We start from the raw sequence: 14,653 nt of genomic DNA on the forward strand, positions 1-14,653 counted from the left end.
TCGCTTGGGGATTTGACGCCTGCCGAATACCGGCAGTTAAACCAACCGGAAACCTCTAGTTTCGGATGGGCCTAAACACGGGAAGTCGACACTCGTCGCCCTCAACGTCTTCGCCGGCCGCAGCCCGCTGCGGCTGGCGCGCGCGCGGCTGCGAGAGCGTTTGCTCGAGGCTGCGAGACTCGCCGAGGGTGGCGATCCGGGCCCGACCAACCGACTGCTCCAGGACGGCAATGCGGCGGCTGAAAAGTACATCAAGATGGCGGGATTGCTCGCTCAGGTTTCGCACGAAGAGCAAGCGCGGCTCGAGGCCGAGCTGACGGCGAGCTTCAAGCTGGTTGCGACCGCTCAGGCGGCTGTTGCGGTGGGCCGGCCCGAGCCCGAACTCGCACCTGCGCTGCGCCGGATGGCCGAGGGAGCAGCGCCGTCTCTGCCCGCAGGTGAAGGACCGGTTGCCGCGGCCGCCCGCTCCTTCGCCGCCGCCCGGGAGGCGGTTCCACCAACAGCACCAGCAGCGTCCGAGCCAAAGGATTCATTTCTGAAGCCGGATGCTTTCGAGAATCCTGTATACACCCGCTTTGCGCTCAAGGTGCTGCTCGCCGTCTTTCTGACCTACGCCCTGTACACCAGCATTGGTCTGTTCGAGATTCACACGGCGATGGTCACCTGTTTCGTCGTCGCGCTCGGCACCTCCGGCGAGACCTTCCACAAGAGTACCCTGCGCATTATCGGCTGCCTGATCGGCGCGGCCATGGGAGCCTTCGCGGTGTATTTCGTGATGCCGCACCTGTGGGACCCCGGACACCTCTTCCTGCTCATTGCCATGGGCAGTCTGATCGCGGGCTGGGTGGCCACCGGATCATACCGCGTGCAGTACGCGGGCTTTCAGATAGCCCTCGCCTTTTTCATTTGCGTTCTGCCCGGATCACCCATGGACTTCGGTCCCAACTACGATCTCTCGGATGCGGGCTACCGCGTGCTCGGCATACTCGTGGGAATCAGCATCATGGGGCTGGTCTTCTCGTCGCTCTGGCCGGAGCGCGCCAGTGACACGCGCGACCAGGAGACAGAAGCCGCGATTGAGGCAATAGCCGAAGTGCTCCGGGGTGAGAATCGCCTTGAGTCCGTTCACCGGCATATCGGTGCTGCACGCCACGCCCAGGAGGTCATGCGCTTCGAGTGGCCCACGCCCCTCGCCGGCGCACAGACAGGGGCCACCAGACGACTCGCCACCGTCGGGGAGCTGGCGCGGTTGCTGCCGCTGCTCGGTGGGATGAACACTACGGGACTCGCCGCCACCCTTGAGGCATCAGTCGACCACAGACCGTCAGACCCGGACGAAGCCATCGACTCGGGTGACGCCATACACGACCGCGCACGAGTTCTGGCCGGAATCCTGACAGGGGAAGGGAAAGCCAATGGGAATTGAGCTTCATCGAATGGCACTTGTCGCGGCCTGTGCAATGGCAGTGGGCTGCACGCAGCAGGCCACCCACATGACCTCTCCCGACCCCTCGACACCGGTGGAAACTGCGCGAACGGAAACCGGTGCATCGGACTTCTCGCTTCCCGCCGATCCATCACCGTCAGAGGATCCGGCACCCGCACTCGTGCGCCGGCAACAGCCGACCGAGTGGCCGATCGACATCGATCCCGAACGGAGCTACACCCTCGCCGAGCTTATCGATATTGCACAGCGCACCAAGCCGGCGACCCGGGCCGCATGGCTACGCGCTCGTGAAGCCGCTCTTTCGGTGGATGTCGTCGAGTCCACGTATCTGCCGCAACTGTCCGCCAACGTGCTCGCGGGCGGTGCAAGGATGTCGCAGTTCGAATCGGACATTCCGGAGCTTGGAATCGGGTCGGGGACATTGACCGCAACCGGATATCAGGTGGTACCCAGTCTTGCGGTGGAATGGCTGCTGTTCGACTTCGGCAGGCGCGATGCCGCCATGGAGATCGCGGAACAGACAGCCATCGCCAGCAATATCGCCTTTCACGGCACCCACCAACGAGTCATATTCGAGGTGAGTCAAGCCTATTTTCAGTTCTCTGCCGCACGGGCGGAAACCCACATCGACCAGGAACGACTGGAGGACGCCCGAACCCTGCTCAGGGTCGCTGAGGGCAGGCTTGAGGAGGGCCTGGCGATCAATGTCGAGGTGGCTCAGGCCCGGCAAATCGAGGCCCGAGCACAGTTCGACCTGACAGTGGCCGAGCGGCGGGAAGAAAGAACCCGGTCGGCGCTGATGCATGCCATGGGACTGTCATCCACGACCCCGATCCGGGTAGCGGATCTCACCGATCGGCAGCTGCCGGCAGAGGTACCGATACCGCTCGACGAATTGATCGAGGTCTCTCTGACCCGGCGGCCCGATATTCGGACCGCTTTGGCCCGCGTGCGGGCGACCCGATCCGAAGTGGATCTCGTGGCAGCTGAGTCTCGACCGAGGATCGCGGCTGTCGCCGAGGTCGGACGGGTGATGGGGCGCTTCAACCTGAGTGACAGCCGCTTCGGCGGGCAAGCCTCGATGAATCGAGCATATGACGAGGGCGTGGCCGGAATCCTTTTCACGATGCCCCTGTTTGACGGTGGGCGCCGCCGGACCCGGGAGGCCCAGGCGCGACTGCAAGCGGAAGCCGCCGAAGAGGATCTTGTGGAAATCCGCAATGTGGCCGCCCAGGAAATCGTCGATGCATACAGCCTGCTGCATAGCAGTCTGGCCGCCTACACAGCCTCCGGCCCACTGCTCGACGCCGGGCAGGAAACCTACGAAACGGCCCTCGGACTCTACGAGAACGGATTGACGACGCTGGCCGAGGTGAGTCAGTCAAAGATCGCGCTGAACGACGCACGACTCCTCCGCGAGCAAGCCTTTGCCGATACGTTTGCCGCCGCTACGGCCCTTGCCTTTGCCACTGGCCAGCTCACAAACCGCGATGTTCCGGCCGAATTCTGACAGTGCTCTCATGAGCATTCGGCGCGGGCGCATTGGGCGAGCCATCACTTCGCGTTGGACCTTACTGGTCCCCTTCGTGGCCCTTTCGTTCGCCGGGGCAGTTGCCTTGATGGGCGCCAACCCAGCCTCACTGTGGCTGGCGGCGCCAGCCATTGGGTTGCTCCTGGGCGCAGTATTCTCCTCGGTGCATCATGCTGAAACTATCGCGTTGCGCCTCGGCGACCCGTTTGGTGCCGTGGTGCTGGCCGTTGCGGTCACTGTCATTGAAGTTGCCCTGATTTTGACGGTGGTGCTCAATGCCCCACCGGGTATCATCACCATTGCCCGCGATACCGTGTTTGCCGCCATCATGATCACGCTCAACGGCATCGTCGGACTGAGTCTGCTCGTCGGCGGGCTGCGCTATCGAGAACAGGAGTTCCGCGCAAGAGGGGCGACGGCGGCTCTGGGCTTGCTGGGTACGGTGGCCGTACTTGCACTGGTCTTACCGGACTTTACCGTATCAGCGCCCTGGCCAGCATCTGCCTGACCATTCCCTGCGTGGCTTTACTGACCTTGATCTTGAACAAACCGCTGGCACTCGGGCTGGACGCTGAACACATCGTATTACTTGTACTTTCCCTGTTCATGGCCACCATCACCCTGGCCATGGGTCGGACCACCGTGCTCCAGGGTGCGATCCACCTGGTGATATTTGCTGCATTCCTGACGATCTCGGGCATACCCTGAAAATGCTCCAATGACCAGTAATGGAGTCCATCAAATGAAACAGTTCTGGTTGGTGATAACAGTGGCGTTCCTGGTGGCCTGCACCGGCCAGCAGGCGCAGAACCCGCCCACGGAAGTCGAGGTCACTGGCAGCGCACAGGACACGAATTCGGGACCACTGGCTGGAGAATGGCACTCTTTCCAGTGCGGTGATGTGGCCGTGGACGCGGCCTTCGAGACCGACGGTCAGGTATCCCTGTCCTTGCCCTGGGGCAGGGTCGAACTGTATGAGGTGCCCGCAGCGTCGGGGGCCCGATTCGACGACGGTGACATCGAATTCTGGACCCGGGGTTCCGATCAGGCACGACTGACCACGGCTGGCACTGAAAGCATCGATTGTTCGCCGCGCGACAGCTTGTCTCCCTGGACCCGGGCCATGCTCCAGGGTGTCGATTTCAGGGCGGTGGGTAACGAGCCGGGCTGGCACGTCGAGGTCATTGAAGAAGAGATGCTGATGATCCTGACCCGGGACCATGGCGCCCTTCACCAGGTCTTCGAGGACATCGAGGTGTTGGCCGATCAAGCGGGCTATCGCGCTGAATCCGGTGGTAAGGACGTCGTAGTCACGCTCGATTCCGCGCCTTGTCAGGACACCAATGTTGGATGGACATTCCCGCTCACAGTCAGTCTGGGGATCAACGGGCAGACACTTCAGGCCTGCGGACGTTTTCTGCGCTGAACCCACCGCCTTGCCGGGCGTCTATGGCAACGCGGAACCGATCGATCAGCGCCGCCTCAAGGCGGTCCGTCGTAATCGGAATTCTCGTCGTTCAGATCAGACCCTTGACGAATGTCACCCACCGTAGTCTGGATGGCTGCGTTCTTGCGGACCGCTTCACGTCCAGCGTTGATCACCAGGTCAACCTGCTCCTCCGTCAGTACCAGCCGTGTGGGTATCTGATTCAACCGACTCTGCATCGATGGCTCAATGTCGCGAAAAGAAAGCAGTTCGACCGCGATCTGGACATCCGAACAGTTCCAGCCATCGAGCGACCCACGATGCTCGCGCACCTGCTCCTCAGTCAGACCGCAGCGGAATCTGATGATGTCCTGCTGCCAGTCTCTGACAGCCAGGCCGAGAGCATCGAACCCCTTCCGAACCGAGGCTGCGATGGTGGCGTTGGTTAGCGCAGGCGCGATCTCCCGCAGCCTGGGGCTTCGGTCGATCATCACCCAGGCGGGTTTCGGTGCCTTGCCTGCATCCGCCACAATGAACAGCAGCCTCTCAAGGTTTACCGCCTGCACTTCCGTGAGTGGACCATAGGGTGTCTCTGCACTTGCCCGAGCCAGCGCGAGACCCGTTATGCCGATGTTATCGGTAATGCCCCCATCAAGGATACGAATCAGCGTCAGGCTGTTGTCGCCCCGGTAAGACTCCAGGGCGCGGGCGTAAGCATTCAAGCGCAAGGGTGCATGCGGATCCGTCAGCGCGCGCGCCTTCCAACTGGGTGTCTGGTAGTCGCAGTCCGGTCCGTATGCCCTGACGTCGATTGGCGAAAATGCCACCGGAAGAGCGGCTGACGCCGCAACAGCATCGGCAATCCGAACTTGATCGAGATCGCTGCATAATGCAGCAAAGGTCTCGTGGGTGAACAGGAAAGGTACCCCATGAGAGATGTCTGTGGCGTTCAGCCAGAGAAGCGGGGCGAGGTCAGAGTCGAACGCGGAAAAGGTTGCCCCATGAAAGAGTTCGTCATCAAGCCACTTGGCGAAACCATCGCGATCATTCATGCCTCCACCCAGAGCCCGCACTAAGTTTGCAGGAGAAGCCAACGAGGTATGCAAGCTCTGTTCGATATCCTGTAGCAGAAAGCGCTCGCGAAAATGATGAAATTCATCAGGGCCTCGAAAAGCAAAATAAGCCGCTGCCACCGCGCCGCCTGACGTGCCTGACACCATTCGAATGCTGTCTGATACCGTCCTTTTTCGTGGGATCTCGTCGATACTGATCGCATCCAATTCCGACATGATCCCGTAGGCGAATGCTGCTGCTCTTGTTCCGCCACCGGAAAAGGCAACGCCGACAATCAGGGAACCGTCGTCCCCGTAATCATTGATAAAACGCGCCGTTTCCTGGGTCGAGCCGGAAGCGGGCTCATTGATAGGGCCCACATTTCTTGCTGTGCATGCGGTGAGTGCTAACGCCAGAATCAAGCCCAGCAGCAAGTTGCACGTGAACTGGGGCAGAAAGCGTTCCCACGCGTAGCGTTCGGAGACGTTGATTGCTGCGGCGCAGTTACTCATGATGCCTCTCAGTGTCTCTCTAACGCAGCGGCGTGAATACTTCAGCGCTTCCCTAAGGCTCATCGGCGGCGAGCTGCTTGCCTGCACGACGGGTCTCCGCCGCTACCACCTGGGCGGCACTGCGGAGTTGCTCAAGCTCCTGTTGCGACAACCGGGGGCGCAGCACGCGACGCACGCCGCCAGCCCCGATCACTGCGGGAACGCTCAGGCAGACGTCACTGATGCCGAAGTAGTCCCGCAGGCGGATGCTCACCGGGATAGTGCGACGGCTGTCCTGCACAATGGCTTCGATAATGAGGGCAGTGGCCATGGCCACTGCAAAATTGGTGTAGCCCTTGTTCTGCAATACGCGATAGCCGGCCTGCAGCACCTGTTCATAGGCCGCCCGGGTGGCGGCGTGATCGCCCAGGTACTCCCCGCCAGCCTGTGCCATGGCGAGCACTGGGAACTGCGCCTCGCCATGTTCGCCGAGGATGTACGCTCGAACGTCGTCCGGGTGAATATCCACCGCATTGGAGAGCATGCTGCGAAAGCGGGCTGAGTCCACCAGTGTTCCCGTCCCAAGCACCCGCCCGGCGGGATAGCCCGTTAGTCGCACTGCGTGCCAGACCAGAACATCCACCGGATTGGACAGCATGATCAGGCAGGCCTTGGGGCTCAGCTCTGCAAGCCGCGGCAACAGCGACTCCAGCACCCCCACGTTGGCGGGACCGAGCAACCGCCGGTCGCTGGCACCGTCAGGCAGGCTGGCGGAGGCGCAGAACGCGAGAATGTCCGATCCGGCGGTGGCATCCAGATCGCCGGCACGGATGCGGGTGAACCAGGGTGTGAACGAGGCGGCATGTTCCAGGTCGTAGGCATCGCCAAGCGCGACCTCGGGGCGGCGGTTGTACAGCACCAGTTCGTCACAGAGACCGCGCTGCACCAGGGTGTAGGCGAGTGTGGAGCCCACGCGGCCCAGCCCGATGACGGATACTTTCATTGCATGCCCTCGAATGCCCTTTTTCGGTCAGCATACGATGGCGGCTGAGCGGCCACCAAACGCAGCGGATCCGAAGGCCATGTGCACGGATGGACCGTTGCGCCGAGTGGTGCCACAATCACCGCACGCGTTGAATGTTCTGGACATTCGCGCAGCAATCTGGCGCGGACGATGGATAACGCCCGCCCCTGACGACAACGGAAAATCGAGGAGTGGAAGCAATGAAGCGACGCAGATTTCTCACCGGGGCGGGTGCAGGCGCCACGGTTGCGGCCAGTACCGTGTTCTCCCCCCACGTATTTGCGCAGAACCGCCGGTTCCGCCTGGAAATGGTGACTTCCTGGCCGGAGGCGCTGACCAACCTGTATGGCACTGCGCAGTATTTCGCCAAGCGTATCGAGGAAATGACGGACGGTGACGTGACCGTTCGTACCTACCCCGCCGGTGCGCAGGTCTCGCCGTTCGAGGTTTACGATGCAGTCTCCAACGGTGCCTTCGAGTGCTGCCACACGGCACCCTACTACTTCATCGGCAAGACGCCGGCCCACGGCTTCTACACCGCAATCCCCTTCGGTCTGACCCTGCCGGAACAGGATTCCTGGATGATTGCCGGGAATGGTCAGGCCCTTTGGGACGAACTCAATGCCCGGGACAACATGATCGCCTATCCCGGCGGCAACACCGGTGCGCAGACTGGCGGCTGGTTCAACAAGGAGATCAACAGCCCCGACGATCTGCGCGGGCTGCGCATGCGTTTCCCGGGGCATGGTGGCCGGGTCATGGCGGCGGCCGGCGTCAACATCCAGCAACTACCCGGCGGCGAAGTGTTCACCGCCATGGAGCGCGGAGTGCTGGACGCCGCAGAGTGGGTCGGTCCCTTTGATGACCAGATCCTTGGCATGCACCGCGTAGCCCGCTACTACTACATGCCGAGTTGGGCCGAGCCGAGCGCCATGCTGGGCTTCTACTTCAACCTGGACGTCTGGGGCGACATGCCGGACGATATCAAGCACCAGATCCGTGCGTGCTGCTACGAATCCAACGCCTGGATGTCGGCGCAGTACCAGGCCAAGAACCCGGTCGCACTGACCGAGTTGGTGGAAGAGCACGGTATCGAGGTCAAGGACTTCCCCGAGTCCGTGATGGACGCCTTCCGCGAAGGCGCCCGGGTGGTACACGAAGAGGATATGGAAGCCTCCAGCATGTATCGCACCATCTACGAGGACTGGGCACAGCATCGGGATATCGTGCGCGGCTGGAATGCCCGCACCACCCATGCATACGAGCGTTTCCTGTACGACCACTCCTGATCACTGCGGAGTTCGGAGGATGACTCTTTGGGGGTGCCCTTGTGGCACCCCCGTTATTTCCGGGCCGCGCTCTGCGCGCCGTAGGCACGGAGAAAAGTATCCACGGCTGCCGACACATGGGCGTGCAAGGCCTCTTCGTCCGGCACCGGGCGAATACCCATCCGCAACTCCTTGATCAGCATGCCCTGCCACATGCCCACCAGTTGATCGGAAGCCGACAGAATATCAGGCATCACCAGTAGCCCCTGCCGCTGCAGCGCCTCCAGTTGCTGGCATAACCAGTTGCAGACCGCCCAGGGACCGGCCTCGAAAAAGGCCTGAACCAGCTCGGGATGCTGCTGACCTTGAACGGCGATGACGCGCTCCACTGCGAGAACCTCCGGTCGCATGAGAAAACGCATCATGCCCATGCCGATACCGATCAGCGTGCTCCGCAGTCCCTCGGCATCCTCCGGCAACTGTGAAATCGACCGCCGCATCTGTGCCGTCTCACGACTGATCGCTTCACGGAATAGCGACTCCTTGTCGCCAAAGTGCCCGTAGACCGTGACCTTGGAAACATGCGCCTCCCGCGCAACCGCCTCAACACTCACACCATCGAAACCATGCTGGAAGAAGAGACGCACTGCCGCTGCAAGCACGGCGTCGCGCTTGTCGGCATCCTTTGGGCGGCCTGCGCGGCGACGATTCGGTGAATTAGCGGTGGAATGTGTCTTTCTCGTCATATTTTTTCTTGAACGCTGGCGTACACGTATTATCCTATCTGAACCCAATCGTTCATTAATAAAGGCACGCGATCGTCATGGAAGGACGCCCCGGATTCAAGCGCTTGCTTCGCGCCCTCGCCTCCACCAGCGGTGTATTGCTCATCATCGTAATCACAGCACTCAGTATACAGGCCCTGCAGCAGCAAGCCGGTGCTGACCACAACGACAGCAGTGGCGAGGCAGCGCTGCTGCCGGTTTCCACTCTGGCACTGCAACCGGAGTCCGGGTTCACAACCACCGCCCGCCTCACCGGCAGGCTCCATCCCGCCCGGGAAGTGGCCCTGGCGTTTGAACCGGCGGGGCGCGTGGTCGACATTGAAGTCGCCCTTGGCGATGCCGTCAGCGAAGGACAGATCCTGGCCCGCCTGGATACCCGGCGTCTGCTTGCCCGGCGTGCGGAAATCCAGGCGCAACTGGACGAGACGGCAATCGCTCTGGAGCTCGCCCGGCTGGAGGAAGACCGGCAGCAAAGCCTCCGCGAAAGCGATCTGAATACCCGACAAGCGCTGGACCGCAGTCGAACGGAGCGCAGGCGGATGGAAGCCATGCTGTCCGGGCTGCATGCGGGCCTGGCTGGCGTTGACGCAGACATCGACGACAGCGCCCTGCGCGCGCCTTTTGCTGGCCGCATTACCGAGAAGCACATAGAACTCGGCGCCATGCTCGCCGGGAGTACACCGGCTTTCCAACTCATGGACCATCGTCGCCTGGAGGCGCTTATCGGCGTTCCGGCCAGCAAGGCTGCGGCCCTGGTTCAGGCCGGCGAGACAGTGACCCTGAACAGCCGGGGGCAGGACTTCACCGGGACGGTCCGCTCCCTGATCCCCGAAATCGACGCGTCCCGCCAGACCGCGACACTGATCGTGGATGTGGACAACGGCAATGGGCTGATCCCCGGTCAACTGGTTGAATGGAAAACCGAAACCCTTATTGAAGAGCCAGGTTATTGGGTCCCCACGACCGCACTGGCGTCCGGCGAACGGGGGCTATGGAGCCTGCTGGTTGCGGAACCAGACAGCAATGGCATCGCCATCGTCCGCCGTGCCAGCGTCGAGTATCTGCATGGCAACGGTAGCCACGTTTTCGTACGTGGAACCGTGAATAGCGGTGCGCTGGTCATCACCGAGGGCGCGCACCGTATCGTGCCTGGGCAACGCGTCCAGTTGTTGCGACAGGCAACCCCATGAAGCCGGTGCAACTGTTGTTCAATCGCCGTCTTGTCGCCATGGTGATCGGTCTGGTGATTGTCGCCGGCATGACGGCCATCGAGACGCTGCCACGGCAGGAAGACCCGCGCTTCATCGGCCGCAACGCGACCGTCCTGACGCCCTATCCGGGCGCCGAACCGTCCCGGGTCGAGGCGCTTGTAACCAAGCCGCTGGAAGACGCCATCCGTACCATCGCGGAAGTGGAGACCCTGCAGTCCACCTCCCGGCAGGGTCTGTCGGTGGTTTCCATCGAGCTAGCCGACGACGTTACAGACGTCGCGCCCATCTGGAGCCGGATCCGTGACCGGATCGCGGATACCCAGGCTGCTCTGCCCGCCGGCAGCCAGCGCCCGCTGCTGGTCGATGATCGCAGTTACGCCTTTACGGCCGTCGTGGCTATCGGTTGGACCCTGAATACCCCGGCGAACCCGTTGATCCTCGGGCGCTACGCCGATCTGCTTGAAGACCGCTTCCGCTCCCTTCCCGGCACCGACTATACCAATCGCTTCGGTGCCAGCAGGGAAGTGGTGGAAGTTGTACTGGACCCGCCGAGCGTCGCAGGGCTCGGCCTTTCTCCCGACACCATTGCACGCGGGCTGGAAGCGGCCGACGCCCGCCGGGGCGGTGGCGAACTGACCGGTGGATCGATGCGGGGGAGCGTCGAACTGGCTGGCGATTTCGAGAGTCTTGACCGCCTGCGGGACGTTGGTATCACGACGCGCCAGGGGCAAACGGTCAGGCTCGCCGACATCAGCGAGTTACGCCGTGGTCTGCTTGAGCCGGCCGAACAGTACGCCATGCTGGATGGCGGCACCGTGGTGCTGGTAGGCGCCCGAATGGGTGCGGGTCAACGCGTGGATCGCTGGATGGAACGCGCTCGGGCCATGCTGGACGACTTTGAGGATAGCCTTCCCGCCGGCCTGGAGGCGACACTGGTTTTCGAGCAGGCCGGCTACACCAGCGAACGGCTGAACCAGGTGGTGGGAAGTCTTTTCGCTGGTCTTGCCATCGTCGTGGCCCTGCTGTTTCTGACGCTGGGCTGGCGCGGCGCCATCACCGTGGGGCTCGCCATCCCTGCCACCGCCTTGCTGACCCTCGCCCTGTTTCCCCTGGCCGGGCTGGAAATTCACCAGATGAGCGTGACCGGCATCATCGTTGCGCTAGGGCTGATGGTGGATAACGCCATCGTGGTTACCAACGCCCTGCGCCAGCGCCTGGCGGACGGCAATTCCCTGTTTGCCGCAACGTCCATGACACTGCGACGACTGGCGATTCCGCTGCTAGCCAGCACATTGACCACCATCCTCGCCTTCATGCCCATCGTTCTGCTTCCGGGCGGTGCCGGCGAGTTTGTCGGGCCGCTGGCAATGGCAGTGATCGTGGCCCTGGCGAGCTCCTACCTGGTCGCGCTGCTTCTGGTTCCCGCCCTGACGCAGCTCTTTCCGCAACCGACGGTGCGAGAAAATGGACAGTCGTGGGTTGCAGACGCCTTCCGCCGTCTCATCGGAGCAGGCCTGAAGGTGCCAGCGGTGACCCTGGCAGCAGCCTTCAGCCTGCCCGTCATCGGCATCGCCATGATGCCAACAATCCCCGTGGCCTTCTTTCCCCCGGCTGACCGCGACCAGTTCCACCTGGAGTTACGACTCAACGCCACCGCCGACATTCATCAGACACGTGCCGCGGCGGAGCGGGCGGCCGCGGTGATTCGGGAATTCGAGGGAGTGCGTCACACCTGGTTCGTAGTGGGCAGCAATGCGCCCATGGTGTACTACAACCAGATACCAACCGATGACGGCAATCCTGCCTTCGCCCATGGCATCGTCGACACCGAATCCCAGGCCGCGACCAAGCGCATCGTTCCGGAATTGCAGCGCCGTCTCGATGCCGCGTTGCCAGATGCCCAGATCATCGTGCGCAAATATGAACAGGGCCCTCCCTTCGAGGCGCCGCTCGAGTTGCGCGTCTATGGCAACGAGCTGACCACACTGGCAGACCTGGGGGACCAGATCGCCCTGCTCATGCGGCAGCTGCCCCAGGTCACTCACGTTCGCAGTCTTGTCACGCAGGATGCCACCAAGCTGGTCGCTGCACTGGACGAGGAACTGCTCAGGGAATCAGGGCTCGACCCAGCGCTGGTGTCGGCGCAGCTCGGTGCCGCCCTTTCCGGTTTGGACGGTGGATTCTTACTGGAGGAAACCGAGCAACTGCCCGTGCAGGTGCGCTACCCGGCGGGGTGGCGCGATCACGGCGAAGCCCTGGGAGACCTGCTGCTCATGGGCACGGCTGGTGGCGACGGCATTCCATTGGCATCCGTGGCCACCCTGGGAATGGAGCCGGCCTGGAGCAGCATCCAGCGACGCAACGGTGAGCGGGTGCAAGTCATTCGTGGGTATCTTGAAGCGGACACCCTTCCGGCTATTGCCATGGCGGAGTTGGAGCGCCTTCTGGAAGACGCGCTGATTCTTCCGCCTGGCTACCGACTGGAGACCGGCGGCGAGGCGGCGGAACGGGACGAGGCAGTGACCCGGCTGCTGGGTTCAGTGCTCATGCTCGTAACCTTGATGATTGCCGTGGTCACGCTGACATTCAATTCGTTTCGACGGGCGGCCATCGTCTTCGCTGCCGGGGCCCAGGCTCTGGGCATGGGACTACTGGCGCTTTATCTGACAGGGCACGCCTTTGGCTTCGTCATTATCGTCGGCGTCATGGGGCTGGTGGGTGTGGCCATCAACGCAACCATCATTCTCATCGCGGCGCTGGATGAAAACCAGAGAGCCAGGGCGGGAGACCCGGACGCCATGGCTGCAGTCATCACCGGAACCACGAGTCGGCATATTCTTTCCACGACCATCACGACAGTGGGTGGTCTGAGTCCGCTGATGTTCGTGGCGGGTGATTTCTGGCCCCCCTTCGCGCAGACGGTGGGGGGTGGCCTGCTCCTCGCCACGGTGATCGCCTTCATGGCCACGCCGGCAGCCTACCGACTGCTGGTGGCACGCCCCACAGTGCGCGGGCGTGTTCCTGATGACGGACATCCGGCGGACGAAAACCGCCGTCAGTTGGCCTGAGCCGGGAGCCAGAGCACCAGATCGGGGAAGACCACCAGAACGGTCAGCATCAGCAACTGGATGCCGATGAAAGGCACGATGCCCCGGTAGATATGCCAGGTGGTGATGCTGGCCGGCGCCGCCCCCCGGAGGTAGAACAGAGCAAACCCAAAGGGTGGCGTCAGGAACGAGGCCTGCAGATTCATGGCGATCAGCACGGCGAACCACACCGGGTCAAAGCCGAAGAAGATAGCCACCGGCGTTACCAGCGGCACCACGATGAAGGTGATCTCGATAAAGTCGAGGAAGAAGCCGAGTATGAAGATGGTCAGCATGACGAAGAACAGGAAACCCCACTGACCACCGGGCAGGCCCTCGAGGAAGTCCTTGACCAGCCAGGTGCCATCCAGGGCGCTGAACACCATGGCGAAGGCCGTTGCCCCCACCAGGATAATGAACACCATGCTGGTGAGCCGCACGGTGGCAGCTGTTGCGGCGGACAGGTTGGTCCAGGTCAGGCGACCGTTCAGCAGCGCCAGCAGGCTGGCGCCGAAGGCACCCATCGCACCAGCCTCCGTGGGCGAGGCGATACCAAGAAAGATGCTGCCCAGCACCACGGCCACCAGGGCCAGCGGTGGCAGCAGACTCTTGAATACCGCCAGAGCCAGATTCTGCACCTGGAAATCGTCGGATTCCGCAGGCATGGCTGGCGCCACATCGCGCTTGAAGTACGCATAGATGGCGATATAGAGCACGTAAAGGCCACTTAAGGCCAGACCCGGCAGGAAAGCACCCAGGAACAGGTCGCCCACGTTCACGCCCATCTGATCGCCGAGGATGATCAACACGATGCTCGGGGGAATGATCTGCCCCAGGGTGCCACTGGCTGCGATGGTGCCCGCAGCCAGGGAGCGGTCGTAGCCGTATTTGAGCATGACGGGCAAGGCCAGCACCGCCATGGTGACCACCGAAGCCCCGACGACCCCGGTAGAGGCAGCCAGGAGCGCCCCCACACCCACAACCGAAATGGCGAGCCCGCCACGCATGCGACCGAACAGCCGTCCCATGGTCTTTAGCAGATCTTCCGCCAGGCCCGACTTCTCCAGCATGACGCCCATGAAAACGAAAAACGGCACGGCTACCAGGGTGTAGTTGTCCATGACCGAGCCGAATATTCGCCCTGGCAAGGCGTTGAGCCGGGCAAAGCGGAAGGCGGGATCCCAGGGAACGGGCACATTCAGCCCGTGCAGTAGATCGCTACCAATCAGGGTGAAAACAACAGCCGTCGCACCCAGGCTGAAGGCCACCGGATAGCCGGAGAGCATGAACAGCAAGAGGCAGACGAACATCCACAGCGCAATATATTCCAT

At 62.4% G+C, this 14,653-nt stretch carries 12 protein-coding genes; 8 read left to right on the forward strand and 4 right to left on the reverse strand.

The window, feature by feature from the left end; all coding sequences use genetic code 11:
* The first annotated feature begins 160 nt into the window (after nucleotides 1-160).
* The 5 genes from J2T57_RS12435 (at nucleotide 161) to J2T57_RS12455 (ending at nucleotide 4,404) form a co-directional block, all read left to right on the forward strand.
* Complete coding sequence (locus J2T57_RS12435) at nucleotides 161-1,426, forward strand: FUSC family protein (RefSeq protein ID WP_253478755.1); 1,266 nt, start codon at nucleotides 161-163, stop codon at nucleotides 1,424-1,426.
* A 10-nt stretch (nucleotides 1,427-1,436) separates the two neighbouring features.
* Nucleotides 1,437-2,957 (forward strand): TolC family protein, encoded by a 1,521-nt coding sequence (locus tag J2T57_RS12440; RefSeq protein ID WP_253478757.1) that lies wholly within the window; start codon nucleotides 1,437-1,439, stop codon nucleotides 2,955-2,957.
* A 109-nt stretch (nucleotides 2,958-3,066) separates the two neighbouring features.
* Nucleotides 3,067-3,486 (forward strand): calcium:cation antiporter family protein, encoded by a 420-nt coding sequence (locus tag J2T57_RS12445; RefSeq protein ID WP_253478759.1) that lies wholly within the window; start codon nucleotides 3,067-3,069, stop codon nucleotides 3,484-3,486.
* Between the two features lie 32 nt (nucleotides 3,487-3,518).
* Entirely contained in the window at nucleotides 3,519-3,686 is a 168-nt protein-coding gene (locus tag J2T57_RS12450; RefSeq protein ID WP_253478761.1) for a hypothetical protein, read from the forward strand.
* Nucleotides 3,687-3,720: 34 nt separating this feature from the next.
* Nucleotides 3,721-4,404, forward strand: coding sequence for an MliC family protein (locus J2T57_RS12455; RefSeq protein WP_253478763.1), 684 nt, complete (start codon nucleotides 3,721-3,723; stop codon nucleotides 4,402-4,404).
* Between the two features lie 56 nt (nucleotides 4,405-4,460).
* Here the strand turns inward: J2T57_RS12455 and J2T57_RS12460 are convergent, their stop codons facing one another.
* Nucleotides 4,461-5,969 (reverse strand): patatin-like phospholipase family protein, encoded by a 1,509-nt coding sequence (locus tag J2T57_RS12460; protein WP_253478765.1) that lies wholly within the window; start codon nucleotides 5,967-5,969, stop codon nucleotides 4,461-4,463.
* Between the two features lie 52 nt (nucleotides 5,970-6,021).
* Nucleotides 6,022-6,951 carry a malate dehydrogenase gene (locus tag J2T57_RS12465; protein WP_253478767.1) on the reverse strand — a complete coding sequence of 310 codons (930 nt, stop codon included), beginning with the start codon at nucleotides 6,949-6,951 and terminating at the stop codon, nucleotides 6,022-6,024.
* A gap of 221 nt (nucleotides 6,952-7,172) precedes the next feature.
* Between J2T57_RS12465 and J2T57_RS12470 the strand changes: the two genes are divergently transcribed.
* Complete coding sequence (locus tag J2T57_RS12470; protein ID WP_253478769.1) at nucleotides 7,173-8,261, forward strand: TRAP transporter substrate-binding protein; 1,089 nt, start codon at nucleotides 7,173-7,175, stop codon at nucleotides 8,259-8,261.
* A gap of 53 nt (nucleotides 8,262-8,314) precedes the next feature.
* On the opposite strand, the gene J2T57_RS12475 is transcribed toward J2T57_RS12470, so the two are convergent.
* Nucleotides 8,315-8,986: a TetR/AcrR family transcriptional regulator gene (locus J2T57_RS12475; protein ID WP_253478771.1), complete on the reverse strand. Its 672-nt coding sequence runs from the start codon at nucleotides 8,984-8,986 to the stop codon at nucleotides 8,315-8,317.
* Nucleotides 8,987-9,063: 77 nt separating this feature from the next.
* Between J2T57_RS12475 and J2T57_RS12480 the strand changes: the two genes are divergently transcribed.
* Nucleotides 9,064-10,215 carry an efflux RND transporter periplasmic adaptor subunit gene (locus J2T57_RS12480; protein ID WP_253478773.1) on the forward strand — a complete coding sequence of 384 codons (1,152 nt, stop codon included), beginning with the start codon at nucleotides 9,064-9,066 and terminating at the stop codon, nucleotides 10,213-10,215.
* Nucleotides 10,212-13,304, forward strand: coding sequence for an efflux RND transporter permease subunit (locus J2T57_RS12485; protein ID WP_253478775.1), 3,093 nt, complete (start codon nucleotides 10,212-10,214; stop codon nucleotides 13,302-13,304). The genes J2T57_RS12480 and J2T57_RS12485 overlap by 4 nt, the downstream gene beginning before the upstream one ends.
* On the opposite strand, the gene J2T57_RS12490 is transcribed toward J2T57_RS12485, so the two are convergent.
* Nucleotides 13,292-14,653 carry a TRAP transporter large permease gene (locus tag J2T57_RS12490; RefSeq protein ID WP_253478777.1) on the reverse strand — a complete coding sequence of 454 codons (1,362 nt, stop codon included), beginning with the start codon at nucleotides 14,651-14,653 and terminating at the stop codon, nucleotides 13,292-13,294. The two genes, J2T57_RS12485 and J2T57_RS12490, sit on opposite strands and share 13 nt — an antisense overlap.

This window comes from Natronocella acetinitrilica (genome assembly GCF_024170285.1).
In the GTDB taxonomy this organism is placed as follows: domain Bacteria; phylum Pseudomonadota; class Gammaproteobacteria; order Nitrococcales; family Aquisalimonadaceae; genus Natronocella; species Natronocella acetinitrilica.

Excerpts from the sequence above, each read along its gene's own strand:
- J2T57_RS12445 (WP_253478759.1), top strand. The coding sequence starts at position 3,067 with ATGGGCGCCAACCCAGCCTCACTGTGGCTGGCGGCGCCAGCCATTGGG.
- J2T57_RS12440 (WP_253478757.1), top strand. The coding sequence starts at position 1,437 with ATGGCACTTGTCGCGGCCTGTGCAATGGCAGTGGGCTGCACGCAGCAG.
- J2T57_RS12490 (WP_253478777.1), bottom strand. The coding sequence starts at position 14,653 with ATGGAATATATTGCGCTGTGGATGTTCGTCTGCCTCTTGCTGTTCATG.
- J2T57_RS12470 (WP_253478769.1), top strand. The coding sequence starts at position 7,173 with ATGAAGCGACGCAGATTTCTCACCGGGGCGGGTGCAGGCGCCACGGTT.
- J2T57_RS12475 (WP_253478771.1), bottom strand. The coding sequence starts at position 8,986 with ATGACGAGAAAGACACATTCCACCGCTAATTCACCGAATCGTCGCCGC.
- J2T57_RS12485 (WP_253478775.1), top strand. The coding sequence starts at position 10,212 with ATGAAGCCGGTGCAACTGTTGTTCAATCGCCGTCTTGTCGCCATGGTG.
- J2T57_RS12480 (WP_253478773.1), top strand. The coding sequence starts at position 9,064 with ATGGAAGGACGCCCCGGATTCAAGCGCTTGCTTCGCGCCCTCGCCTCC.
- J2T57_RS12465 (WP_253478767.1), bottom strand. The coding sequence starts at position 6,951 with ATGAAAGTATCCGTCATCGGGCTGGGCCGCGTGGGCTCCACACTCGCC.
- J2T57_RS12455 (WP_253478763.1), top strand. The coding sequence starts at position 3,721 with ATGAAACAGTTCTGGTTGGTGATAACAGTGGCGTTCCTGGTGGCCTGC.
- J2T57_RS12460 (WP_253478765.1), bottom strand. The coding sequence starts at position 5,969 with ATGAGTAACTGCGCCGCAGCAATCAACGTCTCCGAACGCTACGCGTGG.